The organism is Psychrobacillus sp. FSL K6-4046 (assembly GCF_038624605.1).
Taxonomy (GTDB): domain Bacteria; phylum Bacillota; class Bacilli; order Bacillales_A; family Planococcaceae; genus Psychrobacillus.
On sequence record NZ_CP152020.1, the window covers coordinates 3113001 to 3138004 of the forward strand.

The 25004-nt window shown below is 37.7% G+C and carries 27 protein-coding genes and 1 riboswitch; of the genes, 12 read left to right on the plus strand and 15 right to left on the minus strand.

Annotated elements, in window-relative coordinates:
- Window positions 1-51 precede the first annotated feature (51 nt).
- Window positions 52-1407, plus strand: coding sequence for a sodium:alanine symporter family protein (locus MKY09_RS15320; RefSeq protein WP_342567048.1), 1356 nt, complete (start codon window positions 52-54; stop codon window positions 1405-1407).
- 68 nt (window positions 1408-1475) lie between these two features.
- Entirely contained in the window at window positions 1476-1697 is a 222-nt protein-coding gene (locus MKY09_RS15325) for a DUF1128 domain-containing protein (protein WP_169361471.1), read from the plus strand.
- Between the two features lie 71 nt (window positions 1698-1768).
- On the opposite strand, the gene MKY09_RS15330 is transcribed toward MKY09_RS15325, so the two are convergent.
- From MKY09_RS15330 to motA, 5 genes are all read right to left on the minus strand, one after another.
- Window positions 1769-2392, minus strand: a complete 624-nt coding sequence (locus tag MKY09_RS15330; protein ID WP_342567049.1) for an FMN-binding negative transcriptional regulator — start codon at window positions 2390-2392, stop codon at window positions 1769-1771.
- A gap of 183 nt (window positions 2393-2575) precedes the next feature.
- Entirely contained in the window at window positions 2576-3493 is a 918-nt protein-coding gene (locus MKY09_RS15335; RefSeq protein WP_298470978.1) for a pseudouridine-5'-phosphate glycosidase, read from the minus strand.
- A complete protein-coding gene (locus MKY09_RS15340; RefSeq protein ID WP_169361474.1) occupies window positions 3490-4590 on the minus strand; it encodes a carbohydrate kinase in 1101 nt (366 codons plus the stop codon). Before MKY09_RS15340 ends, MKY09_RS15335 begins: the two co-directional genes overlap by 4 nt.
- Window positions 4591-4693: 103 nt before the next feature.
- Window positions 4694-5458 (minus strand): flagellar motor protein MotB, encoded by a 765-nt coding sequence (motB, locus tag MKY09_RS15345; protein WP_251557032.1) that lies wholly within the window; start codon window positions 5456-5458, stop codon window positions 4694-4696.
- Window positions 5442-6245, minus strand: a complete 804-nt coding sequence (gene motA, locus MKY09_RS15350) for a flagellar motor stator protein MotA (protein ID WP_169361476.1) — start codon at window positions 6243-6245, stop codon at window positions 5442-5444. Before motA ends, motB begins: the two co-directional genes overlap by 17 nt.
- Window positions 6246-6435: 190 nt before the next feature.
- Here motA and MKY09_RS15355 point away from each other — a divergent pair, with 190 nt between their 5' ends.
- The 4 genes from MKY09_RS15355 (at window position 6436) to MKY09_RS15370 (ending at window position 10916) form a co-directional block, all read left to right on the plus strand.
- Entirely contained in the window at window positions 6436-7668 is a 1233-nt protein-coding gene (locus tag MKY09_RS15355; RefSeq protein ID WP_342567050.1) for an aminopeptidase, read from the plus strand.
- A gap of 92 nt (window positions 7669-7760) precedes the next feature.
- Complete coding sequence (locus MKY09_RS15360; protein WP_169361478.1) at window positions 7761-7901, plus strand: hypothetical protein; 141 nt, start codon at window positions 7761-7763, stop codon at window positions 7899-7901.
- Between the two features lie 1368 nt (window positions 7902-9269).
- A complete protein-coding gene (mreBH, locus tag MKY09_RS15365) occupies window positions 9270-10277 on the plus strand; it encodes a rod-share determining protein MreBH (RefSeq protein WP_169360739.1) in 1008 nt (335 codons plus the stop codon).
- Window positions 10278-10346: 69 nt separating this feature from the next.
- Window positions 10347-10916 carry a carbonic anhydrase gene (locus tag MKY09_RS15370; protein WP_169360738.1) on the plus strand — a complete coding sequence of 190 codons (570 nt, stop codon included), beginning with the start codon at window positions 10347-10349 and terminating at the stop codon, window positions 10914-10916.
- 174 nt (window positions 10917-11090) lie between these two features.
- Here the strand turns inward: MKY09_RS15370 and MKY09_RS15375 are convergent, their stop codons facing one another.
- Window positions 11091-11633 carry a GNAT family protein gene (locus tag MKY09_RS15375; RefSeq protein ID WP_251557027.1) on the minus strand — a complete coding sequence of 181 codons (543 nt, stop codon included), beginning with the start codon at window positions 11631-11633 and terminating at the stop codon, window positions 11091-11093.
- Between the two features lie 6 nt (window positions 11634-11639).
- On the minus strand, window positions 11640-13442 hold the full coding sequence (locus tag MKY09_RS15380; RefSeq protein ID WP_342567051.1) for a M3 family oligoendopeptidase: 1803 nt from the start codon (window positions 13440-13442) through the stop codon (window positions 11640-11642).
- 158 nt (window positions 13443-13600) lie between these two features.
- On the opposite strand from MKY09_RS15380, the gene MKY09_RS15385 reads away from it, so the two are divergent.
- Window positions 13601-14329, plus strand: coding sequence for a tryptophan-rich sensory protein (locus tag MKY09_RS15385; protein WP_169360735.1), 729 nt, complete (start codon window positions 13601-13603; stop codon window positions 14327-14329).
- A 20-nt stretch (window positions 14330-14349) separates the two neighbouring features.
- Here the strand turns inward: MKY09_RS15385 and map are convergent, their stop codons facing one another.
- Window positions 14350-15099 carry a type I methionyl aminopeptidase gene (map, locus tag MKY09_RS15390; RefSeq protein ID WP_342567052.1) on the minus strand — a complete coding sequence of 250 codons (750 nt, stop codon included), beginning with the start codon at window positions 15097-15099 and terminating at the stop codon, window positions 14350-14352.
- Window positions 15100-15150: 51 nt separating this feature from the next.
- Window positions 15151-15729: an energy-coupled thiamine transporter ThiT gene (gene thiT / locus MKY09_RS15395; RefSeq protein ID WP_251557023.1), complete on the minus strand. Its 579-nt coding sequence runs from the start codon at window positions 15727-15729 to the stop codon at window positions 15151-15153.
- 62 nt (window positions 15730-15791) lie between these two features.
- A riboswitch (TPP riboswitch) is annotated at window positions 15792-15885 on the minus strand.
- A gap of 100 nt (window positions 15886-15985) precedes the next feature.
- Between thiT and MKY09_RS15400 the strand changes: the two genes are divergently transcribed.
- Both MKY09_RS15400 and MKY09_RS15405 read left to right on the plus strand, forming a co-directional pair.
- Entirely contained in the window at window positions 15986-17050 is a 1065-nt protein-coding gene (locus MKY09_RS15400; protein ID WP_169360732.1) for a M20 family metallopeptidase, read from the plus strand.
- Window positions 17051-17086: 36 nt separating this feature from the next.
- A complete protein-coding gene (locus tag MKY09_RS15405) occupies window positions 17087-17428 on the plus strand; it encodes a DUF4870 domain-containing protein (protein ID WP_169360731.1) in 342 nt (113 codons plus the stop codon).
- 351 nt (window positions 17429-17779) lie between these two features.
- On the opposite strand, the gene MKY09_RS15410 is transcribed toward MKY09_RS15405, so the two are convergent.
- The 6 genes from MKY09_RS15410 to MKY09_RS15435 form a co-directional block, all read right to left on the minus strand.
- Window positions 17780-18682, minus strand: coding sequence for an SGNH/GDSL hydrolase family protein (locus MKY09_RS15410; protein ID WP_342567053.1), 903 nt, complete (start codon window positions 18680-18682; stop codon window positions 17780-17782).
- A 14-nt stretch (window positions 18683-18696) separates the two neighbouring features.
- The gene (locus MKY09_RS15415) at window positions 18697-19926 is read right to left on the minus strand and encodes an aminopeptidase (protein WP_342567054.1); all 1230 of its coding nucleotides are present in this window, start codon (window positions 19924-19926) and stop codon (window positions 18697-18699) included.
- 3 nt (window positions 19927-19929) lie between these two features.
- Entirely contained in the window at window positions 19930-21081 is a 1152-nt protein-coding gene (locus MKY09_RS15420; protein WP_342567055.1) for a DEAD/DEAH box helicase, read from the minus strand.
- Between the two features lie 110 nt (window positions 21082-21191).
- Entirely contained in the window at window positions 21192-21353 is a 162-nt protein-coding gene (locus tag MKY09_RS15425) for a Fur-regulated basic protein FbpA (RefSeq protein ID WP_169360728.1), read from the minus strand.
- Between the two features lie 56 nt (window positions 21354-21409).
- Window positions 21410-21991 carry a VanZ family protein gene (locus tag MKY09_RS15430; RefSeq protein WP_342567056.1) on the minus strand — a complete coding sequence of 194 codons (582 nt, stop codon included), beginning with the start codon at window positions 21989-21991 and terminating at the stop codon, window positions 21410-21412.
- Window positions 21992-22708, minus strand: coding sequence for an AAA family ATPase (locus tag MKY09_RS15435; protein WP_251557015.1), 717 nt, complete (start codon window positions 22706-22708; stop codon window positions 21992-21994).
- 53 nt (window positions 22709-22761) lie between these two features.
- On the opposite strand from MKY09_RS15435, the gene MKY09_RS15440 reads away from it, so the two are divergent.
- The 3 genes from MKY09_RS15440 to MKY09_RS15450 all read left to right on the plus strand — a co-directional run bounded on the left by MKY09_RS15440 (window position 22762) and on the right by MKY09_RS15450 (window position 24937).
- Complete coding sequence (locus MKY09_RS15440; protein ID WP_342567057.1) at window positions 22762-23370, plus strand: DUF3298 and DUF4163 domain-containing protein; 609 nt, start codon at window positions 22762-22764, stop codon at window positions 23368-23370.
- A 69-nt stretch (window positions 23371-23439) separates the two neighbouring features.
- Window positions 23440-24225 (plus strand): HAD family hydrolase, encoded by a 786-nt coding sequence (locus MKY09_RS15445; RefSeq protein WP_342567058.1) that lies wholly within the window; start codon window positions 23440-23442, stop codon window positions 24223-24225.
- 214 nt (window positions 24226-24439) lie between these two features.
- Window positions 24440-24937, plus strand: coding sequence for a hypothetical protein (locus MKY09_RS15450; protein ID WP_342567059.1), 498 nt, complete (start codon window positions 24440-24442; stop codon window positions 24935-24937).
- Window positions 24938-25004 lie beyond the last annotated feature (67 nt).

Consider the following 25004-nt stretch of genomic DNA (forward strand, 5'->3'; position numbering starts at 1 on the left):
GAAAGCTATAGCATTTTTCCTAGACTGAATTACAACCAAGGAGGTTATCAATTGGATAAGTTACTAGAAATTTTAAAAAGTGTTTCGGATGTTTTATGGGGCATCCCTTTACTGATTCTCATTGTAGGAACCGGAATATTTTTGACGGTTAGAGTTGCCTTTCTACAAATACGATTACTGCCGGTAGCTTTAAGACTTACTTTTTCTAGAAAGCATGACAAAAAGGCCGAAGGAGATATTTCACAATTTCAAGCCCTGACTACTGCACTTGCAGCAACAGTCGGAACTGGTAACATTGTCGGTGTGGCAACTGCAGTATTACTTGGAGGTCCTGGTGCCGTTTTTTGGATGTGGTTATCCGCATTTTTTGGAATGGCGACTAAATATAGTGAGGCCATCCTTGCCGTTAAGTACCGAGTAAAGGATGCCAAAGGGCAAATGGCAGGCGGCCCAATGTACTACATAGAACATGGCTTAAAGCAAAAGTGGTTAGCTGTATTATTCGCTATTTTTGGTGCATTAGCTGCTTTTGGAATTGGTAATGGAACACAGGCTAATTCTGTATCTTCTGCAGTAGAATCTACTTTTGGAGTAGAAACTTGGATTACCGGTCTAGTTCTGGCCATTTTCACTGCTCTTGTTATTTTGGGTGGTATTAAATCTATTGGTAATGTAACAGCCGTGTTTGTCCCGGTGATGGCTTTGTTCTATATACTAGCTGGACTTTTCATCATGGTTACCAATATTAGCTCTGTCCCTGAAGCGTTCGGAATTATTTTCAAATCAGCATTTACTGGAGAAGCAGCTGCTGGTGGTGCTATTGGTGCGGCTATTCGTTATGGTGTTGCTCGTGGTGTATTCTCCAATGAAGCCGGCCTTGGTTCCGCTCCAATTGCTGCTGCTGCCGCAAAAACAGATTTACCAGGACGTCAAGCACTCGTTTCCATGACGCAAGTATTTATAGATACTTTTATTATCTGTTCCATTACAGGAGTTACAATCGTAATGTCTGGTATGTATAAGGATACTAGTATAGGTGGTGGAGATTTAACCTCCGCAGCCTTTGGTCATTTCCTTGGAGATTGGGGACCAATCATCATTGCAGTTGGTTTAATTTTCTTTGCTTCCTCCACGATTTTCGGCTGGGCTTATTACGGAGAGAAATGTTTCCAATACTTATTTAAGAATCCTATGCTGTTAATTGTTTATCGTATTGCATTCGTTGCTATGGTATTCATAGGGTCAGTCGTTTCCCTAGATTTGATTTGGACATTCTCTGATATTACCAATGCATTAATGGCAATTCCTAACTTAATAGGTTTGCTTGGACTATCGGGTGTTGTCGTGTATGAGACAAAACGTATTCAGAAGAAGTTGAAGGAAGAAAAACTTGCCAGCAAGGCTTAATTTGTATTTGACATTCTAGGCTATGCGTGAAATGATATTTCTAATGTATGAAAGGCAGGTACAAAAGAATGGATTTAAATCAACCTTCCGTTGAGAATATTAGCTTTATGCTTGAAACAATCAAGGAAAAATTACGTATGGTCAATGTGGATGCCATGAAATCTGAGGACTTTAAAGCTACAGCCTATGAGGATCTTGTATATTTGTATGAAATGGTCAACAAACGCGATTCTTTTAGTCCAAGTGAAATGCAAGCAATCGTCGCAGAACTTGGTAGTTTAAGAAAGTAATCACTTTATAATTCTTTATAATGAAAGAGAGGTAACCTGTTTATACAAAGGCTACCTCTCTTTTTTATATATTAATTATCCTTCTGGAGTTTCCTTTCCATTACTTTTGCGACTTGGTGAGAGTTCGTAGTCTTTTCCTCATACAGTTTATGAATGATGTTCTGGTAATCCGCTTCGTTACGGTTTTGACTTAGTTTATCAACAGCCTGAACTTCTTGTATCTTAATCTTAAATCCAACAATACCCTTCAGTTCTTTTTCTAACAATTGTGGAGAAAGATTTTCCCATAAAACAGGATTTTTTCGATGTTTCTCATATTTTTGCAGCAACCATGTCAGGTCTTGTTTTAACTCGTCCTCGGTCAATATTACGGCCTTCCCATATACATGGACAGCCTGATAGTTCCATGTTGGGACATTTTCATGTTCATACCACGAAGAAGATATGTAAGAGTGAGGTCCTTGGAAAATAACCAATACATCTTCAGCTGTTTCAAATGTTCTCCATTGAGGATTCCCATACGCCATATGCCCTGTGACGTAATAATCTTCCCCTTCATTATGGATCTGCAATGGTAGGTGAGTTGCAATCGGTTTTTCTTTTTTCGTCGTAATAAGAACTCCAAATGAATTTGTATGAATGAATTCCTTAATCTCTTCCCAATTTGTCACCTTATAATATTTCGGAATATACATAATGAGCAACCTTTCCAATCAAATGATGTTTTTATCCGTTATTTACTTCGGTACTACAGACAGAAATTCCTTCCTAAGCCCTAACTAACTATTGCTCATACCATGGAAAGCGGTCGATAGCGGAAACCAATTGCACGTAAAATAAAAAAATCCTCCCCTACTTTTATAGGGAAGGACCAATTCTTATTTAGATAGCTTATTTAACTCTACTGCAATTTTAGCTCCAACTCTTGCATTATTGTATACAAGCTCTATGTTAGATTCTAATGACTTACCTTCTGTTAACTCTTTTACTTTACCAAGAAGGAATGGTGTTACATCTTTCCCCTTAATGCCATTATCTTCAGCTTCTTGCAATGCTGTTTGAATGATTCTATTCATGTATTCCTCGTCCAATGAATATTCTGCTGGGATAGGATTAGCAATGATCGCTCCGCCATTTAGGCCTAGCTCCCATTTAACGTTTAGCATTTCAGCAACTTCTTTTTCTTCGTCCATACGGAAGTCTGATTTAAAAGGGCTAGTGGAAGTATAGAATGCTGGGAAAGCTTCCGTTTGGAATCCTACTACTGGTACACCTTTTGTCTCTAAGTATTCTAACGTTAATCCGATATCTAAAATTGACTTAGCACCTGCGCAAACAACTGCAACATTTGTAGAAGCTAACTCTTCAAGGTCAGCTGAAATGTCCATTGTTGTCTCAGCACCTCTATGCACTCCGCCGATACCACCCGTTACAAACATTTGAATTCCTGCAAGATCCGCACAAATCATTGTTGTTGCCACAGTAGTAGCACCGATTTCCTTAGAAGCGACTACATATGGTAAATCTCTTCTAGAAGTTTTGCGAGCATTGCTGCTAGTTGCTAAAGTTTCTAATTCTTCATTGGATAAACCAATTTTAATCTTCCCGTCCATAATTGCAATTGTTGCAGGAACTGCTCCGTTATCACGGATAATTTGTTCTACTTTTCTTGCCATTTCAATGTTTTGTGGATAAGGCATCCCATGAGAAATGATAGTAGATTCTAATGCTACGATCGCTTTTCCTTCTGCCATTCCTTGTTCAACCTCTTGTGAGTACGTTAGATATTTTTTCATTTTAAATATTCCTCCAGTTCATTAGTTAACTTCAATTTTGTTAGTTCAGTTCGTACTGTGTCTACAGATTGGAGTGTTTTAGTAGCGTTAATCATCCCAGTCAGCACAGCCTGCTTTACTTCTACTCCATCCAACGAAGCATGAAGAACCCCAGAAACAAAGGCATCTCCTGCACCAGTCACGTCTACTACCTGCTCTGTTTGGATAGCAGGCATAAACAATGTCTCGATCTCTTTCCCAGCACATACTACTCCCTTGCTGCCATTCGTTATAATGACATGGCGTATGCCTTTTTGGACAAATGCCTCGGCTGTACGTTTCCAAGATTCCTCATCCACAATCTGCGTTTGAAAGTATGTCTCGGCTTCATCCTTATTTGTTATAAGCCACTCTATTCCTTCCAGATTCTCCGGCATTCGATTCATCTTCGGTGAAGACACTGGGATAATTGCAAGAGGAATCTTATTGCCGACCGCCAATGCGTGAATGTATTCCATTACATCTTTTGGACAGTTCATATCTATTATGAGCATTTGCGCATTAGTAAGATAAGCCTCTTGTTTTTTCATGTAGTCCACTGTTAGCTGATCATAAATATCCATATTAGCCAGGGCAAAAAGCATTTCCCCCTGTTGGTCTAGTACGGCTGAGTACGTTCCAGTAGAGTAGTTAACAAGCTTTTCTACAGAAAACAAGTTCATCCAGTGACTAGATGCCTTTTCGATAGAAGCGTATTCCATATCGTTACCGACAACTGTAAGTAGCCTGACGGTATTGCCAAGCCTTCCTAAGTTTTCAGCAATATTTCTTGCAACTCCGCCTATACTTTGCAGGCTTGTAGTAGGATTAGAAGTACCCATTTGTAATTGATCTTTTACTATATACTTTCTATCTACATTAGCTCCACCTATACAAATAATCTCTTTGTTCTCTGGTAAAATGTATGCTCTGCCAATAATTTTCCCACTTTTAATGAGCTGAGAAATGATATTAGCAACTGCTGGCCTGGACATCTTTAAGGCATCTGCCATTTCTTGTTGTGATGCATAAGGATTGTTACGCAAATAGGTCAGAACTTTTAATTCCTTGGATTCCATTAGGACAACCTCCCCTCTTCAAACATTTGTTTTAATTATAAACTTTTGTTTTAAAAAGTCAAAGAAAAACTGACAACTATTTTAAATAATTGTCAGTTTCATTTTATTGGGGTTGGTCGTTTAAGCTGCCATCCTCTAATACTCGAGGCTGTATCAGCACTTCGACACGTCTATTTTTTGCTCTGCCTTCTTCCGTATCATTAGCAGCAACCGGCTTGAATTCTCCGTAGCCCTTCGCACTAAAGTACAGAGGATCAATCGTGTTATTGTTTACTAATATTTTCAAAAAGTTCACCGAGCGCATAACACTTAACTCCCAGTTAGAGGCATAAACACTACTAGATATCGGAATATTATCCGTGTGTCCTGTAATCACAACATTCCGAGGCGGATCAAACACCAGTAAATCTGATATATCTTCTGCAATTTGTCGATACTCTTGTTTTACCTCTGCCTGTCCCAAGTCAAATAAAATGCTATCTCTAATTGTCACTAAAAGACCTTCGCTTGTTAACTCAGTTGCAAATTGTTTCTCTAGCGCATTAACCGCTATGTATTCATCAACACTGTCTTGAATCTCAGATAAAGCTTGCTGATCTTCGATGTAAGCCATGCTTTGATTGGAATCACCGCTATTATTGTTTCTAGGTACATCCATTGGCGAAGGCTGTTCCATTAGTCCGGTACCTCCGTCAAACACTTGATTGAATACCGCGGACATTTGGTTTAGCTTTTCTTGATCAACAGTACTAGAAGCAAATAACACAATAAACAGTGCAAGTAGTAAAGTTAAAATATCTGCGTAAGGAAGAAGCCAAGATTCACTCATTTCCTCTTCATGCTGATGTTTCTTATGCTTCTTTGCCAAGGCCTGCCTCCCCGCTTTCATTTAAAACTTTTTTACGTTCAGACATAGATAGATAAGAAGCCAATTTCTGCTCTATCACACGTGGTGCATCTCCTTCTAAGACAGAAAGGATTCCCTCTAACATCATAGTTTTTTGTCTAACCTCTTGCTTTGACTTCCGTTTTAACTTGTTGGCAAATGGATGCCAAAGCACATAACCTGTGAATATCCCTAATAATGTAGCGATGAATGCAGCGGAAATTGCATGTCCTAATTTTTCTATATCATTCATATCGCCTAGCGCTGCTACTAAACCAACTACTGCACCTAGCACTCCAAGAGTAGGTGCATATGTACCTGCCTGCGTGAAAATCTGAGCACCAGTGGAATGTCTTTCTTCCAAGGCATTAATTTCTTCTGTTAACACATCTCTAATATAATCTGCATTCTGTCCATCGATAGCTAAAGTAAGTCCATTTTTCAAAAATGGATCTTCCACATCGGTTGTTTTACTCTCTAATGCAAGTAACCCTTCTCTACGAGCTAAATCAGCCCAGTTAGAAAACAATTTAATAACTTCATGATCTGGCACTAACTTCTGTTCTTTAAAAATTACTCCGAAAAGCTTAGGTATTCTTTTTAGCTCATCCATCGGGAAACCAATTACGATAGTCGCAATTGTTCCAACGATAATAATTAAAATAGCTGCTGGATTCAACAGGGCAGCTAATCCTACTCCCTTCAGAACCATTCCTACACCTAACGCAACAATTCCTAAGACGAGACCAATTACTGTAGACTTATCCAATTCATAAACCCCCACATTCTATTTCTGTTCTTTATTTCGGTTAATATATCAGGATTTTAATATTAGTTTCTAACTATAAATTTTATTTCAATTAATTTGAACTCTTTTTTGTCTTAATTGGCAGAGAGTCATTGATAAATCCCTCTATAAACTGATACTATAATCTTAAGAAAAGAAAGGATGTATGGATATGTCAACCTTTGAAAACAATTTAGAAAAGTATGCTGCTTTAGCTGTTGAAGTAGGAGTAAATATACAAAAAGGGCAAGATTTATATATTGCGGCCTCTACAGAAACAGTAGAATTTGTCCGACTTGTAACTAAAAAAGCTTATGAAGCTGGAGCTAAGACTGTTTACGTAGATTTTTCTGATGATGAGTTAACACGCATCCGTTATGAGCTAGCCTCAAAAGACTCTTTCGACTTCTATCCACCATGGAAAGTTCAAGAAAGAGAGCAGCTTGCTGAATCAGGCGCTGCTTTTATGAGTATCGTAAGTCAAAGTCCCGATTTACTGAAGGGTATAGATTCTAGTAAAATCTCAACTTTCCAAAAAGCTGCAGGTCAAGCTATGTCCAAATACCGCCAGTATGTTCAGTCAGATAAAATTAGCTGGTCTGTAGTTGCGGCACCTTCTAAAAAATGGGCTGCAAAAGTATTTCCAGAGCTTCCTCAGGAAGAGCAAGTTCCAGCATTATGGGAATCTATCTTTAGTGCAGTAAGAGCTGACCTGGAAGACCCAGTATCTGCTTGGAAAGAGCACGATCGTTTGTTGCACACAAAAGTAGACTACTTAAACGAAAAAAATTATAAAAAACTTCATTACACAGCTCCAGGCACTGACCTAACAATCGAACTTCCGAACGGCCATCTCTGGTGCGGAGCTAGTAGCACGAACGAAAAAGGCGAAGATTTTATGGCTAACATGCCTACAGAAGAAGTATTTACAGTTCCTTTAAAAACAGGGGTTGACGGGTATGTAGCAAGCACGAAGCCTTTAAGCTATGGTGGAAATATTATTGATAATTTCACTATCACTTTTGAAAATGGTCGCATTGTAAAAGTAGAGGCAAAAGAAGGTCAAGAAGTACTAGAGCAATTAGTTGATACGGATGAAGGCTCCCATTACCTTGGGGAAGTTGCACTTGTACCACATGATTCACCAATCTCTAACTCTAACCTGTTATTCTATAATACATTGTTTGATGAAAATGCTTCGAACCATTTAGCAATCGGTAGTGCATATGCGTTCTGTATCGAAGGCGGTAAAAAAATGAGTCGTGAAGAGCTTGCAGAAAACGGATTGAATGAAAGTATCACTCATGTAGACTTCATGATTGGTTCTGAAAATATGAATATTGATGGGATTAAAGAGGATGGTACTAAGGAACCTGTGTTTAGAAACGGAAACTGGGCATTTTAATCACAATCTATTCATAAATTTAATGTTTTAGTGTTACAAATTTAGTGTAAATAAGTTATAATGATATTAATATGAATAGTGAGGTGTTAAAAATGGGCTTATTCATAGCTACAATTCTTGGGTTCTCTGGCGGTATTTTAGCCATTGGAGCGGTAATCATGTTTTACTTCTCTAAACCAATGAACAACCAAGATGCAATTATCGTCGATCCGAAACCAACTAATAAGTTTTAATATGTCAACCGCGACTTAACAGTCGCGGTTGTTTTTTTTGTACTAAAATACCTGTAGTTGCCTACTAATTCAAGCCGCTATGGGCTTATTACATTATTACTTTATATGTAGGGGTTGTGGGGGACACTTCTTTACGTTACGTGTGGTTTCCATGATTAGGCGACAATTTCTACTTTTTAGGTATCACTTTTCTACGCTTTAGGTGCGCTTTTACCTAGTTTAGGTAGCACTTCTTTACTTTTACGTGCGGTTCCCCTATGTAGGCGACAATTTCTACTTTTTAGGTATCACTCTTCTATGCTTTAGGTGCGCTTATACTTCGTTTAGGTGGCACTTCTTTACTTTTACGTGCGGTTCCCCTAATTAGGTGACAATTTCTACTTTTTAGGTATCACTTCTCCACGCTTTAGGTGCGCTTTTACATAGTTTAGGTAGCACTTCTTTAATGTTTACGTGCGGTCCCCCTGTTTAGGTGAAAATTTCTACTGTTTAGGTGACAATTTCTATTTTTTAGGTATCACTCTTCTATGCTTTAGGTGCGCTTTTGCATAGTTTAGGTAGCACTTCTTTAATGTTTACGTGCAGTCCCCCTGTTTAGGTGACAATTTCTACTTTTTAGGTATCACTCTTCTATGCTTTAGGTGCGCTTTTGCCTAGTTTAGGTGACACTTCTTTAATGTTTACGTGCGGTTTTCCTATTTAGGTGAAAATTTCTACTTTTTAGGTATCACTCTTCTACGCTCTAGGTGCGCTTTTGCTCCGATTAGGTGTCGCTTTCTCTACTTTTACGTGCGGATACCCCTGATTAAGTGTCTCGTGTCTACCTGTACCAGGCAATTATCCGTTATACGTGCCTCCTCGCATTTTCCCATTTGTCTGTCGGGGCAGAACAGGCGCCTCCGCTTTTCTTGATGTCTAGCTCCTGCGCCTTGCCCCTCGGGGTCAAATGGGAAAATACTCCAGTGGCTGAGGAGTTGCCTCCTCGCATTTTCCCATTTGTCTGTCGGGGCAGAACAGGCGCCTCCGCTTTTCTTGATGTCTAGCTCCTGCGCCTTGCCCCTCGGGGTCAAATGGGAAAATACTCCAGTGGCTGAGGAGTTGCCTCCTCGCATTTTCCCATTTGCCTGTCAGGGCAGAACAGGCGCCTCCGCTTTTCTTTATTATTTCTTATTTTTTTCATTTCATTTTAGATAAGTTTGTATTACAAAACGAATACAAAATAGGTTTTTGTCATTATTTTTTTTCCTATAAATGCCCCTTACTACCCACAAAGTATTGAAACATACGTAAAATTCCATTATGTTACAAATGGCAATTGTGCTATTTTCCATTATAATAACGTAGAGCAAGTGAAATGGAGGAAGACATATGTTGTCAAATTCACATATCGGTATTGATTTAGGAACTGCTAATACTTTAGTTTATACAAAAAATAAGGGATTACTTATAGATGAGCCAACTGTGGTGGCAGTAAACACAAAAACAAAAGAAATAATTGCCTTTGGATCAGAGGCCAAAAAGATGATAGGTAAAACACCAACATCTATTGAAGTAGTTAGACCTCTAAAAGATGGCGTGATCGCAGACTTTGATGTTACTACCCAGTTGTTAAAACTTATTATGCAAAAAGCTAGCAAAAAACTTGGTACTTCTTTACGTAAGCCTACTGTGATTGTGTGCACACCTTCAGGAGCAACTTCTGTAGAACGCCGTGCCATCCAAGATGCGGTACGTCAAAGTGGCGCTAAAGAAGTGCAGCTAATGGAAGAACCTGTTGCCGCTGCAATTGGTGCTGGGTTGCCAGTCAATGAGCCAGTAGCAAGCATGATTGTTGATATCGGTGGAGGTACTACAGAGGTAGGGATTATCTCATACGGAGGTGTAGTCGCGTCTAGTACTGTGAAAGCTGCAGGAGATCGAATGGACGAGGCAATTATCCACTATGTACGTAAAGAGTTTAATGTGATAATTGGTGAGCCTACAGCAGAATTGATAAAAACGACTATAGGGTATGCCCTGGTACCTCATACAGAAGAAGTAATGGAAGTGCGAGGAAGAGATGTAGTGACGGGGTTACCAAAAATAGTGAAACTATCTTCTACTCAAATACAGGGAGTTTTAAAAGAATCATTAGAGACAATTCTAGAAGCAATTCGTGCGACACTAGAAATTTGTCCTCCTGAGCTTTCAGGAGATATCGTAGACCATGGAGTTATATTGACTGGTGGCGGAGCGTTGCTAAAAGGATTAAAGGAATGGCTTAGCGGTGTAATTGAAGTACCTGTCCACCTTGCACCAGAACCATTACAGTCAGTTGTAATCGGTACAGGGAAGTCTTTCTTTATCCATGATCGCAAAAGAAACATTGCAAGATAATTTCTTTAAACAAATATTAAGTAAATTTCTTCTTTTTCGTATAAAATATATTAAGAAGGAGGAATTACTATGCCAAGTTTAAACGACATACTAACCTATAACAAATCATTTGTAGAAAACAAGCTGTATGAACCTTATGTAACTACTAAGTTTCCTGATAAGCGAATAGTTATTCTTACTTGTATGGATACACGTTTAGTAGAAATGCTTCCTAAATCAATGAATCTTAAAAACGGAGATGTAAAAATTGTTAAAAGTGCAGGGGCTGTTATTAACCATCCATTTGGTGGTATTATGCGCAGCTTGATCGTTGCAGTTTACGAGCTTCAAGCAGATGAGATTTATGTAATTGGTCACCACGATTGTGGAATGAGCTCCATTCAAACAGATAAAATTCTTGAAAAAATGACAGCTCGTGGAGTAAATCCTTCCACTTTTGATGTACTGAAAAACTCAGGTATTGAAGTGGAAGAATGGCTTGAAGGGTTTTCAGACGTGAAAGAAAGTGTCTTACATAGTGTGGAAATGATACGTAACCATCCGTTGATGATTTCTGAAATTCCAGTTCATGGACTAATTATCGATCCTCACACGGGACGACTTGATTTGGTAACAGACGGTAAAATCGACAAAAAATAATGTATTTCCCGGGAAATCGCCAATTTTTTTGAGCTTGCTTATGGTTAACGCCATGGCAAGCTCTTTTTTTGCTATTTGGTGTTAAGAGCAACCTACCTAACCTTCTGTCCACCACATAATACAAAAAACCTGTTGATAAACTAAGTTTACCAACAGACTCATTTATAGCCCCTATTATTCTCCTCTTAAAGCGGAATACATATAGTGATCTTCCCATTTCCCATTAATGAATAATAGCTTACGCAGCAATCCCTCACGAACAAACTTGTTATTCTCTAGCACTTTGATAGAGCCAAAATTTCTAGGGGATACATAAGCTTCTATTCGATTTAATTGAACGTCATTAAAGCCAAATTGCTTTACTAGTCGAACAGCCTCAGACGCAATTCCTTTACCAATTTGCTTCTGGTCAACCGAATAGCCAATTAAACCACTAGAAAACGGCATTCTTTTCAGGCTATAAAGTGAAATGCTGCCTATCAAAACATCTCGTTCATGAGAAAAAATACCAAAGCTATATTCCCTTTTTTCCTGCATGAGCATGATTGATTCACGAATCTTCTCTCTTTGGACGCTAGCAGTATAATATTCTTCTTGGTGTAATGGTTCGAAAACAGACCAGTACAACTTGTTGTCATAGACTAAATTTGCAAGAGCAGGTGCATCCTTTACATTTAAAGTCCTTAAGTAACAACTTGCTCCTTCTAGATAAATCAAGTACCGTCACCCTTTAGTGTTAGTTAATTGCAAAAACTCCTCAACATCTTGAATGCAAAGGTCAATTCCCTTCTTCCAAAACGCTTCTTTCGTTATATCCTCTTGTAAATGTTTCATCGCTAAATCCTCTACAGACATTACTGCTGTGTCCTGTAATAAAGCAATATACTTCTCCTCAAAACCAGATCCTTCTTCTTTTGCCTTTGAATATATACTTAAAGAAAATAAGTAGCCAAAGGTATAAGGGAAATTATAAAAAGGAACTCCTGTAATATAGAAGTGGAGCTTAGATGCCCAAAAATGCGGATGTACCGTGTCTAAAGCATCCCCATAGGCTTCTCTCTGTGCTTCTTCCATTAGCTCGTTTAACCGGTTTGCAGAAACAATGCCGTCTTTTCGTTCCTCATAAAATCTAGTTTCAAACAAGAAGCGGGCGTGAATGTTCATAAAGAAAGCAACACTGCGTTGAATTTTATCCTCCAACAAAGCAATTTTCTCTTCTTTGGACTTTGCTTCGCAAACAGAGGCATCCGCCACTATCATTTCTGCAAAGGTAGATGCAGTTTCTGCTACTCCCATTGCATATCTCCGGTTCATCCAATGCACTGGTCTTAAAGCATATGAGTGGAATGCATGACCTAATTCATGAGCAAGTGTAGAAACATTTGACATGGAACCACTATAAGTCATAAATATACGGGATTCCTCTGATACAGGCATTCCTGTACAAAAGCCACCCGGTCTCTTATTAGGACGATCCTCTGCTTCAATCCATCCATTTTCAAAAGCATTTCTTGAAAAGGCTTCTAGCTTCGGTCCAAACTCTTTAAAATGCTTTAGGATAAATTCCGCTCCTTGTTGGAACTCCATTTTTTCGGTAGACGTACTGATAGGTGCATCTAAATTATACCAATGCATCGCTTTTTCGCCTAGCATCTCCGATTTCCTATTTAAATATTCCACAAATGGTGCTTTATTTTTAGAGATTGCTCCCCACATTGCATCCAATGTATCTTGTTTCATACGATTGATGGCAAGAGGTTCTTCTAAGACAGATTCCCAGCCTCTTTTTTTATACGTAGCCAGACGGAAGCCAGCTAAATGATTAAGCGTTTTCGCAAAAACTTCTTCTTTTTCAGTCCATACACTTTCTAACGCTTCAAAGGAATTTTTACGAATTTCAGCATTATCACTCGAGCTTAAGTTATCAGCTTGTCCTACCGAAAGTATTCTTTCTTCCCCATCGATAGTCATTTTTATATGGATGTCCCCTACAAGCATGTTATATAGTTGGCCCCATGCATCATAACCGTCTACTTCTAAGGTAGTTATTAAATCCTCTTCTTTTTCGGAAAGCATTTTACTCGCTTGCTCTCTCCATTCATTTAATATAAATTTAAATGGGGTTAATTCGTCCGTATTTAAAAGCTCTTCCCATACGGTAGATTCTGTCTTGCTAAGCGCTTGTTGTATTGTAATCATTAACGAAGATAACCTTGCATACAATGAACCAACCTCGCCTTGTAAAAGCGTCGCTTTTTTATCTGTTGTATCTTGAGCTAGATAGCAGCCAATAACTGCCCCTGCTTCTGCTAAATGGACAGCTACATCTTTTAGTTCCTCGATTATTTGCCTAATTTGGTTAGACTCTTGAGCTGAGGCTGGGACAACTATTTCCTTAACATTTATTTCAAATTTTCCTAGTTTTTCCTTAACTTTATCTAGATGCTCCCGTAATTCAGAGGAGCTGCTACCACCACGGAAAAATCGATCTAAATCCCAGACGATTGGATAATTTTGTTTTAACATCTGAATATTCCCCCTATTTTAAAAACTTTTACATTTTTCATTATATCATGAATTACTTTCCTAATTATTCATTTTTTTGTCACATAATTTCTATAATTGAATTTGTGTGCTCTTAGATTGAAAGGTATACTTATTAAATATAGAAGGAGGCGAATCTTTTGGTCAAAATAATCCTTTTGATTTGCGGTTATCTCGCAACAATCCTTGTAAATATACTTGCTAATACGTTACCTATTAATGGTCAAACGACTGGGGAAATCTCTGCTAGAATTCCAGCCCTCTTTACACCTGCTGGTTATGTATTTTCCATCTGGATTGTTATTTATATACTATTAGCTTTTTGGATATGGAATATTATAAGAGAATATAGAATTGAACATAAGATTCCCTTACAAAGAGTAGTATTATTTCTAGCAACGTGCCTATTTAATATTTCTTGGATTCTACTATGGCATTATGAGCATTTTAGCTACGCTTTAATTACAATACTAGCGCTGCTTTGGTCCTTATTCCTTTTATATTTAACTTACTCAAGTAGTGAATCCAATTGGAAAAGAAGAATACCTATTTCCATTTACCTAGGATGGATTTTTGTAGCCACTATAGCAAATCTTGATTATGTTTTAACATATTATGAGTTTAGCGGCTTTGGAATAACTACTTCTTTATGGGTCGTTATATTCCTAACGTTAGCTACTGCAATTGCCTTACACTTTAGATATCATTATGATGACCGAGCAATCGTTCTAGTCTTTATATGGGCTTTCATTGGAATCGCTGTACGTCATAATGTAAACGAATTATTAATATCTGCAGCCTCCCTCTTCCTAAGCACAGTCTTAGTGGTTGGAATACTATTTATAAAAAAAACGCCAACGAAAAATTAAATTTCGTTAGCGTTTTTTATTTAATCTATTTTAGTTAAAATAATTGGTTGGTCTTTTGTAACGATCACCGTATGCTCGATTTGAGCAACTAAGGATTTATCTGGAGTGACAAATGTCCAGCCATCACCTGATTCCACGATATGTTCTGCCTTTTCGGAAATGAAAGGCTCCACTGCTAGAACCATTCCTTCTTTTAAGATTGTTGACTCCCATGCATCATAATAATTCAACACATGCTGAGGTGCTTCATGCAAGGACTTCCCAATACCGTGACCAGTAAGATTCATGATGACATGTAAACCGTTTTCTTTTGCTTCTCTTTCCACTGCCTTACCTATTTGGTTAAGACGAGAACCTGCTTTTACTTTAGTCATAGCACGATTAAATGCACTTTCTGCTACCCGACAAAGTTTTTCCTTATCCTCGTAGCCATCTCCTACTACAAACGAGATACCAGTATCTGCGAAGAAACCTTCATATGAACCGGAAACATCAATATTAACAAGGTCTCCCTCTTTAATCACTCGAGAGCCTGGAATTCCATGTGCAACCTCTTCATTTACACTTATACAAGTATACCCCGGGAAATCATACTCTCCCATTGGGCCGGAAACAGCGCCTTTATCTTTAAATAATTTACCGCCAATTTCATCAAGTTCTTTAGTAGTCACGCCTGGTTTTGTTGCTACCTTCATTGCATCTCTTACCTCAGCTACAATGTGACCAATTTTTTTTAACATTTCTAATTCTTCATTTGTCTTTACTATCATCTTTACAAGATCCCTTCTTCACTTAGATGTATGAATATCATATCATATATCTTATGACTTCGGGAGTAATAGGCGCGGGGCTTTTACGAATAGGATCGAACAGATAAAAGCTGCAAATAGAAATACAGGTATCATATAAGTAGAATTATAAACTAATGAATATACGATAACATTTTGGCCCTCAGCAAATTCCCCAAAGAATAATATCCCCGATAATACGTGGGCTAAATAACGTAAAAATGAAGCAATTAAAGCACCCAGCACAACCGCTATTGTCATTTTCATCTTATTTTGATGTTCATATGCTTTAATATATGCTGGTCTTAATAATCCTGCAAGCCCTGCAACCATAAATGCTATAAAATAATCAATACCCACTTGCATAATTACTATTTCAAATGATAAGGGTGCTGGATAAAAGCGTCCTGTCACAACCTGCAACAGCCCTATTAAAAAGCCGGTCACTACGCCTGCCACTATACCTCGACGAAAGGCAATTAATATGATTGGAACGAGAACAAATGTAACACTGCCTCCCTGTGGCATACCAAAACCAATTAAATCTAATACATAGCCTAATGCTGCAAAAATAGCAATCTCTACGAGTAACACAACACGTTGATTTCTCATTGTAATCCCCTTTTTTGACCACAAAAAAACGCCGAAGGGACAGAGCCAGACATCGCGCGATTGCCAGTTTCCATCCACATCCCTACGCAAGTATGAACTTACAGGTTCTAAGGGTACTATCTCAGCCGCTTTGTAGCGACGCCCCTTGTGGTTTCGAATTTATTTTATTTGAGTTCATTGTAGCCGATAGGTGTTTAGAATGCAACCCCGATTGGTATTATATAATAATACAAATTTATTATTAGGGGTGTAATAATTGATTAATTTACTAACAGATCTAATTAAAATAAAGAGTGATAATTTGGAAGGTGCAAATGAGGCACTGCAATACTGTAAAAATTGGCTAGAAAAAAGAGGCGTTAAAACAAAAACGTATGAGCTAAACAACAAACAAATGCTTGTAGCTGAAATTGGAACAGGTGAAGAAACAATCATATGGAACGGACATATAGACGTAGTTCCAGGGAACCCAGAGCAATTTGAACCGAAAATTGTAGAAGACCGACTATATGGGCGTGGCTCAGCTGATATGAAGGCTGGTGTTGCTGCAATGATGGAAGCTTTCGCGGTTCTTTCAGAAAAACAAGATTTACTTACCAAAAAAGTACAGCTACACATAGCTACCGATGAAGAAACAGGAGGAAAAACATCCAAGCACTTAGTTGAACAAGGTTATCATGGTGATTTTGTTATTTGCGGTGAGCCAACTCATGTTAACATCGGACTCCAAGCAAAAGGTATTTTACAATGGGATGTTCACCTAAAAGGTAAATCTGCTCATGGCAGCCGTCCGTGGGAAGGAGTAAATGCAATTGAAAAAGCCATGTTATTTGACCAAGACTTAAGAAAATGCTCGTTCATGCAGGCTAGTAATGAATATTATGAATATCCTTCTCTAAATTTGGCAAAAATAGAAGGAGGAGACCGATATAATATGGTACCAGACGAATGTATCATAAGTTATTCTTTAAGATTTGTTCCTGGACAAGACGTCGAGGAAATCTCCAAAGAGTTAAGAAGCCTTTTAGAGAAATACCCTGGCAGTGAAATACATTTCCAAGGTCATACTCCAGCTATCACTAATAAAGAAGATGATAAGTATATCCAGAAGCTTTTAGCTACTTGTAACGCTATCAGACAAACCCCAACTACCCTATTCGGACAGCATGGTGCTGCAGATACTCGTTATTATGCAGCGAAGGGTGCGGTAGCCATAGAGTTCGGGCCAAGCGGCTCTGATTGGCACGGGGATCAGGAATCGGTTTCTATTTCATCCGTTGAGGAATATAAAGACATACTTGTTAAGTTTGTCTTAGACTAATTAAAAAAGTAGCGAGAATATGTGAGGAGACCATGTATGGATACCAATAAAATTTTAAGTGCATCAACCTATTTTTCTATTTTATTTGCTCCCTTTATTCTTCCAATAATTGTTTACTTCCTTACGACAGATAAAGGGGTAAAATACCATGCAAAAAGGTCTTTAATCTCACATATTATTCCTACTATTTTCTTTGTGTTTCTTATGTTAGCAGTATTTGCAAACTTTTCCCCACTGAGTTATTCAGGCGACACAACAAACATGTGGTCTAGCATGACTACAGCATTAATTTTTATAGGCTTATATACGTTGATTAATATAGTTCTGTTCATTTGGAACATTGTCCAGGGAATCAAGGTATTACGTCATGATGTTTAATTGCTTCTAAAATGGGAATAAGATAAGTATAGAAAAGCAAGGAGCGGATTGATTATGAAAGTAGGCAGATTAGTTAAGTCAGCAATTAAATGGGCACCAGTAGTATATCCAATTGTTCGTAAAGTCTTAAAATCGAAAAAAACAGTTAAGCGCTGAACTTTTTACGCTAAAGCTATATAAAAGAAATTAAAGACTAAAGACAAACTCAAAGATCTTTCAGTTTGTCTTTAGTCTTTTACTATTTGCTAAAAAAAGAGCCCCCAATTTTATGAACCCTAAAATTTGGGGGCTCTTGAAGTTCTCAGCTGATTTGATTGCTTCTTTTAAGGATATTAAATTTGAGCAAGTTATTTATGATAAAATACGTTGCAAGACCATAGCTATATAATTACCGTTTGTAAACGATAGATAGCGATTAATTGGCAGTGCATTTGCTTGCGTTTGCGTTGAACCATTATTACTTTGGTTTCTATTTTCTATAAGCTCTTCAAAGGTTAACGGATTAGGCTTAGGCAATTCGTGCTCATACACAAGCATACGGGAGTTGTACTTACTAAAGAATGAATTAGCCATTTGACGGTAGCCTTCTAGTGTAGGATGAACATCACCAACACTTGGTACTAATTCTTTTTCTTTCCCATCGAAAGACTCTTCCACTGAGATATAAGTTGCTCCATTTTGCTCTGCTACAGTTTGTAGAATCGTATGTAGCTTATCTAACTCTTTGCCGACACCTTCTTTTTGAGACTCATGCACATGAGGATATGCAAAATAGTATCCCATCACGTATATTTTAGCCTTGGGTGCAGTAGCTTGAACTTCTTTTATGATTTCTTGCATATTTTTTCTAACATTATTTAGTGCAAAATTGGCGGAAACTTGCGAGTAAGCGACCATCCCACTTGCAGGCTTAACCTGAACTAGCCTTAACAAATCGTTAGCCCCTGCAGAGATGGTAACAAGTGTGGCATTTGCCAGAAGTTCCTTCGCTTCAGTTGACTGAACGGTTTTCAAGACATCACTAGTTGTATATCCTGGAAATGCTAGTCCTTTAGAGTAGAATCCAAGCAGATTGGCTCTCTTCAACTCTTGTGAAATTAAGTCCGTATATCCTGCATCAATTGCCATATTTGGTGTTTGACCCGCGGCAAGTGAATCACCTAAAGGAATATAAACCTCTGGCGACTTTGCCTCTACTGAATACACAGGAGATAAAATTAAAAGAATCATAAGTAAACTTATCCATCTTTTCACTGAAGTTCAGCTCCTTAAAATGCCCATGCACCTTTAATAAAGATTGGTTCCTTCGTTCCATCTGCTAATTCGCCTGTTATATCCATACCTGCGCTTCCGATCATAAAGTCTTCATGGACGATAGAAGTGTTAATACCCATTTTTTCTAATTCCTCTGCGGTTAAACCTCTAGCTCCCTCTACACATGTCGGGTATGCTTCTCCGATGGCAAAGTGATTCGAGGCATTTTCATCAAACAAAGTGTTGAAAAACAATACATTAGATGCTGAAATAGGCGATTCATGTGGTACCAATGCGATTTCACCTAAATATTTTGCGCCCTCATCCGTTTGAATCAGCTCTTGCAGAAGCTTCTCACCAGAAGCTGCCTGAACCTTAACAATCTCACCATCTTTAAATGTCAATTTGAAGCCATCAATCACGTTCCCTTGGTAGACAAAAGGCTTAGTATTGCTTACAAAACCGTTCACACCAGTTTTGAGTGGCGCAGTGTAAACCTCCTCAGTAGGCATATTAGCGGTAAATGGCACTGCTTGAGCGTTTTTACTAGCTCCAGATTGCCAGATGTGTTCTTTTGGCAATTCCACTTCAATATCTGTACCTTCTGCCTTGTAATGCAGTTTTTTATATCTTTTCTCATTCAATAATGCTGCACGTGACTCTAAATTGTTAATATGCTCCTGCCATTGTTGAACCGCAGTTCCTTTTCCAATGCGCACTACTTTGAAAATAAGCTCCCATAATGCATCCATTTGTTCTGTTTCGTCTAGGTTAGGAAATACCTTTGCTGCCCATTTTTTAGAAGGCATTGCTACAATCGACCAAGTGATCACATCATTCATTACGGCCTTGCGATAATTTTCTAATGCCTTACCTGAAGCCTTTTGATAGTTCGAAATACGATCTATCGCCACTCCCTCTAGCAAATCTGGATTATCTGCATCAATCCATAACAAGGCACCTTTATTTTCAATCAATTCATCTCTTTGTGCAACCACCCATTTTGGGACTTCATGAAATGCTTCATCAGGTGCCATATCATAAAACAATCTAGCATTTACTTCATCTGTATAATTGACCTCAACCCTTTTTGCTCCTGCTTCATATGCCTTTTTAACAATAAGTCTTGTAAAATCAATCGTATCTGTAGTGGTATTAATTAAAAGCGGTTGTCCCTTTTGAATGTTCAAGCCAACCTTAACAACTAACTCAGCATATTCCTCAAGATTTTGTTGGAACCCCATTACTTACTTCCCCTTTTTATCGATCGTTTTGGATGAACCTTCTATTAATTCACCACGATACCATATTTTTTGAACGGCTTTACCTGGAATCTCTTTTGTCCATTTTTTATAGGTTTTTTCATCGTTATATGATAAAAGTGTTAAAACTTCTCCATTTTTGCCTGCTCGTCCCGTACGTCCTGAACGATGTAGGTACTGCTCAATAGAATGTGGAACATCTACATGAATGACGTGTGTAAGTCCAGAAATATCTAATCCTCTAGCTGCAACATCCGTCGCTATTAAGATACTCACTTTTCCATTTTTAAAATCGTCTAATGCTTTTTTACGTTCCTCTTTTTTCATCTCCGAATGCAAGGAAACGATAGGTGCATCTCTGTAGGAGAGCTTATAATCCTTCATAAGCAACTGATCTAAGCTGTTCACAAATGCTAGCCCTCTCATGCCTGGTAAGTGAGACAGCTTTCTTAAAAGCTCTGTTTTGTCTCTCGTTTCTGTTTTAACAAAGCTATGGATGACTTCGCCTTTAGCTGGCACTTCCTCGGCTGTCACATGGATTCGGACAGGCTCCTTCATCATACGCTCTGCAACTAGCTCTATTTCCTCAGTGATCGTAGCAGAGGTTACGACAAGCTGTCTTTCAACAGTAGCATCTATTAAACCCTTTACAGTTGTACGATGCTCTCTGCTTAGGAGCTGGTCTCCTTCGTCTAATACGATTGTATTAATTTCATGCATTTTCAGCTTTTTCACTTTTACAAGCTCCTGCAGCCTACCTGGTGTTCCAACTACAATATTTGGCTTTTTCTTTAATCCTTCAATTTGACGATTAATATTCGCTCCACCGATTAATTGAGCTACAGAGACACCCGTTCCTGTAGACCATTCTCTAAATACTTCTACAATTTGCATCCCTAATTCTTGTGAAGGGACTACGACTAGCGCTTGTATCTGTTTTTTAGAAGGATCAACCTTTTGTAGTAAAGGAAGAACGTAAGCCAATGTCTTACCTGTTCCTGTCGGGGACTCTGCTACTATATCTGAACCGTTAAGCATATGCGGGATTAGTTGGGTTTGGATAGGCATTTCAAATGCAAATTCAGCCTCTGCCCATTTTTTTTGTAATGTTTCATTTAAATTCTGTATAACTGTCAAGTTTTTCTCCACCTCATCTGTGTTTGAATCAAGTGTACCACATTTTTATTATCGACCATTAGCCATATAAGTAGATTAATGCAATTAAAAAAAGTGCCTTTTAATAGGCACTAATTTGTTTGTTTCTCATCATTTATATATTGCTTCATTAATTGATAAAAATTCAGTTCATATAATTGTTTTCCATCAATTTTAAAAACACCTTTGTTTACTAAATCCTCTATAATATTGTCTCTTCTTTTTTCTGTTTGTGTGTCCTTCTGTATCATCATTCTTGATGTCTCCTTGCTTTATACTGTCCGTTTCATATTTACCCAAACCGGAACCATTATAAACTCGTAGGTTGATTTTTTTTGAACACCCTACAAAAAGCAGGAAATTTCTTTTTAATAATTAGATAAAAAATATAACCTACTAGTGCTCCTAAGCTATTTAACCAAAGGTCATCTACATCACTACTTCTATTTTGTGGAATCTGAACAATTTCTATAAATAACGAAATTAAGAAACCCATAAGTACGGGAAAAGGAAAAATCTCCATGCGTCTAAATAGAAGTGGAAAAAGAAAGCCTATTGGTATAAATAAAACTATATTGCCAAGGAAGTTAATATAAAAGGGTTCCCAATACCCTAAGTAAATAATAGCGTTCCAAGTTTCCTCTATTACTCGAAATAATTCTAAGTTTATACTGTGCACATATGCTTGCTCCTCTTCAGGCTTAGGAACAATTGTCTGCGAAAATAATCCCACTAATACTGCAATAAGAAATAGCACGCCCAGCTCATATAACCCTTCCCTTAAATGAAAACCACGTCGTTTCCATCGAATGAGCCGCCAAATAATCAGGACCGGTAAAAAAATCATAATAGCATAAAGCATCTCATCTAGATAATCTATAATCACTGGCATCTAATCACCTTCCAATAACTCTTTTAAAAATTTCTCCCGGTGATCTAGAAAATATTTAGTTGTTTGATAATGTGCTGTTTGTTCATATTCTACTTCTTCAATATGTCCAGCATCAAAGCTATAAATTGTTGCCTCTGGGAAGCCTAAAATAATAGGAGAATGTGTAGCTATGATAAATTGGCAATCCTCTTCTTGTATTAAGTCATGCATTATTTTTAAAAAGGCCAACTGTCTTTGCGGGGAAAGTGCTGCTTCTGGCTCGTCCAATAAATAAATAGCTCTTCCATTAAAGCGATGTAAAAATAAGGATAGAAATGATTCACCATGTGATTGTTCATGAAGTGATTTCCCTCCATAGGATCCAACACTTCCACTTTCCATCACATGGGAAGCAAATTGGTAGAATGTCTCTGCACGTAAAAAGAAGCCGTTCGTCGCCTTTGGCATCCAAGAGAGCTTCAAATGTTTTCCTAATGCACTCTCTGCAGCATCTACCTCATAGTAGTTGTTTCTGCCACCACCTGCTGTATTAAACTCACATTGATCTGCAATTGCTTCTAATAGAGTCGATTTTCCTGTGCCATTTTCACCTACAAAGAAGGTGACGCTATTGGTCAATTCAAGTTCCCTAAAATTCTGGATTGTAGGTATAGTAAAGGGATATTCATCCTTTGATATTTCTTGATCCGTTCTAATCATTATTCTTTTTAAAAACATATGAAACTCCTTTCATTCATATAATTACTATTATGTTTGAAAGGTTGTGAACAGTGGATTTTCCAGTTTGCGTTACAAACAAAAACATTACCCATTCAAAACCTAACATTTCTGTTAATTATCCTCATATTACTAACTTACCTCATTCTTTAACAGAAAAAAAGATTAATGGAGATATTGTTTCTCTTTTAAATAACCTCCTTATTAAACAGGGCTTTTATAATGAGTCATTAGTGGAGTTGGTAGGAACTTATGAAATTAAGACAAACGAGCGAAATATTTTAAGCTTAAGCCTTACCGTTTATTCCTTTACAGGCGGTGCTCATGGTTTAACTATTACTAAGTCCCTAACCTTCGATGTTATGACTGGAAAGCAATATTCATTAAAGGACTTGTTTAACCCAAATAGTAATTATGTAGAGAAGCTATCTCAAATTATTTCGATGAAAATAGAAGCATGGGATGTTCCTCTTTTGGAGGATTTTACTACTATCAGACCAGACCAGGATTACTATCTGGCCGATCATACTATCGTCATTTATTTTCAACTCTACGAGATTACCCCTTATGTATATGGATTTCCTTACTTTCCGATTCCTATTAAATCAATAGAAGATATTATTCGTACAGAAGGCCCGCTCAATACATTATTAACATTTTAGCTAACGCTAGTGACATATCTCCCTTTACTGAGGTAAAGTAATAAGTAAGTTAGTGGAGGGGGTACATAGATGAAGAAAAAAGCTGTATTTTTTGATTTGGACGACACCTTACTATGGGACAAGAAAAGCGTAGAAACGGCTTTTCAGAAAACCTGTGATTATGCTGCTGCAAAGGCTAGCGTAAATTCCAAAGAGCTCGAAAAATCCGTTCGTGACTCGGCAAGCCAGTTATATGATTCATATGAAACACGTCCATTCACCCAAATGATTGGTATTAATCCTTTTGAGGGACTATGGGGCACATTTGATGATCCAGGGGAAGATTTTCAAAAGATGAAGCTACTAATCGCTGACTATCAACAACACGCATGGACACAAGGCTTACAAAAGCTTGGCGTCGAGGACGAGACCCTTGGAAAGGAACTAGCAAGTTATTTTCCACGTATGCGCAAGGAAAGTCCATTTGTATATGAAGAAACATTTGAAGTACTAGACAAATTAAAGAATAACTATACGCTTCTACTAATGACAAATGGCTCTCCTAGCCTGCAAAACACAAAGCTTGAAATTACTCCAGAAATTTCACCATACTTTGATCATATTATAATCTCTGGAGCATTCGGAAAAGGAAAACCAGATCCATCTATTTTTGAGCATGCCCTTGAGCTCGTTTCAGTTAGCAAGGAAGAAGTATTAATGGTTGGAGACAATTTAATGACCGATATCCTTGGAGCATCTCGTGCGGGTATTCAATCCGTATGGATCAATCGAGAAGCTAAGCCGGTATCGGAGGAAGTTCAGCCTACGTATACCATTAAAAGTTTACATGATCTACTTAATATATTAGAACAATAATTATATAATTTATTATTTTAAATTAGGCAAGAATGCTGTTAAATCAGCACTCTTGCCTTTTAACAGTTTGCTTATATAACGCTACTACCAAAAAATTATTTCAGAATACTCCACTCGTTTATTTTCAGGTAAACCTTTGAATTGGATATTTATGTTAAAATAAGAATTATGGTCATAAAAAGAGTATATCCTCGAAAGGGAGAAGGATATTATTTTGAAGAAGATAGTTGGAGCTGTAGTACTTACTTTTACATTGCCAATCGTTGCATTTGTAATATTTATTTATTATGTTTTATACACTTGGGAAATGGAAAACCAAGGAGAGTTTAGAGATTATGATAAAGGAGTTACTATAGAGGTTAATAATTTGAGTAATCAAGATCTATCTAATTTAATTTTTTCATATAGTGCCGCTTACGGAGTCTTTGAAGAGGTCGGGACGATAAAAAGTCTTAAAGCTGGAGAGTCAGCCCAAATTACTGGAAGCAGCAAAGAGATTAAATCAAGAGATACAAGCTTGTATTTGCATTACTACATTGATAACGGTGGAAAAGCGGAAGAGAGTTTAGCTTATTATAATACAAGGGAACCATCAAAAGCAGTAGTTGTTTTAACGATACATGAAGTAGAACCCATTGGGTTTTTAAAGTTCGAATTTAGCGGATACGATGGCTGGTCGCGATATGGTCCCATTAAAGTTAACTATGAATAAATCAAGCTAAGATGAAATTTTTCAAGTAAAAATCTTAGGTATGTTGCGGAAAAACTTCACAGGAGGT

Bases quoted from the DNA above. Each gene is read 5' to 3' on its own strand.
- mreBH (WP_169360739.1), top strand. From the start codon at position 9,270: ATGTTGTCAAATTCACATATCGGTATTGATTTAGGAACTGCTAATACT.
- MKY09_RS15405 (WP_169360731.1), top strand. From the start codon at position 17,087: ATGGATACCAATAAAATTTTAAGTGCATCAACCTATTTTTCTATTTTA.
- MKY09_RS15435 (WP_251557015.1), bottom strand. From the start codon at position 22,708: ATGTTTTTAAAAAGAATAATGATTAGAACGGATCAAGAAATATCAAAG.
- MKY09_RS15425 (WP_169360728.1), bottom strand. From the start codon at position 21,353: ATGATGATACAGAAGGACACACAAACAGAAAAAAGAAGAGACAATATT.
- map (WP_342567052.1), bottom strand. From the start codon at position 15,099: ATGATAGTAAAGACAAATGAAGAATTAGAAATGTTAAAAAAAATTGGT.
- MKY09_RS15325 (WP_169361471.1), top strand. From the start codon at position 1,476: ATGGATTTAAATCAACCTTCCGTTGAGAATATTAGCTTTATGCTTGAA.
- MKY09_RS15340 (WP_169361474.1), bottom strand. From the start codon at position 4,590: ATGGAATCCAAGGAATTAAAAGTTCTGACCTATTTGCGTAACAATCCT.
- MKY09_RS15355 (WP_342567050.1), top strand. From the start codon at position 6,436: ATGTCAACCTTTGAAAACAATTTAGAAAAGTATGCTGCTTTAGCTGTT.
- MKY09_RS15415 (WP_342567054.1), bottom strand. From the start codon at position 19,926: ATGGGGTTCCAACAAAATCTTGAGGAATATGCTGAGTTAGTTGTTAAG.
- thiT (WP_251557023.1), bottom strand. From the start codon at position 15,729: ATGAGAAATCAACGTGTTGTGTTACTCGTAGAGATTGCTATTTTTGCA.
- MKY09_RS15430 (WP_342567056.1), bottom strand. From the start codon at position 21,991: ATGCCAGTGATTATAGATTATCTAGATGAGATGCTTTATGCTATTATG.
- MKY09_RS15330 (WP_342567049.1), bottom strand. From the start codon at position 2,392: ATGTATATTCCGAAATATTATAAGGTGACAAATTGGGAAGAGATTAAG.
- MKY09_RS15360 (WP_169361478.1), top strand. From the start codon at position 7,761: ATGGGCTTATTCATAGCTACAATTCTTGGGTTCTCTGGCGGTATTTTA.
- MKY09_RS15445 (WP_342567058.1), top strand. From the start codon at position 23,440: ATGAAGAAAAAAGCTGTATTTTTTGATTTGGACGACACCTTACTATGG.
- MKY09_RS15370 (WP_169360738.1), top strand. From the start codon at position 10,347: ATGCCAAGTTTAAACGACATACTAACCTATAACAAATCATTTGTAGAA.
- MKY09_RS15380 (WP_342567051.1), bottom strand. From the start codon at position 13,442: ATGTTAAAACAAAATTATCCAATCGTCTGGGATTTAGATCGATTTTTC.
- MKY09_RS15335 (WP_298470978.1), bottom strand. From the start codon at position 3,493: ATGAAAAAATATCTAACGTACTCACAAGAGGTTGAACAAGGAATGGCA.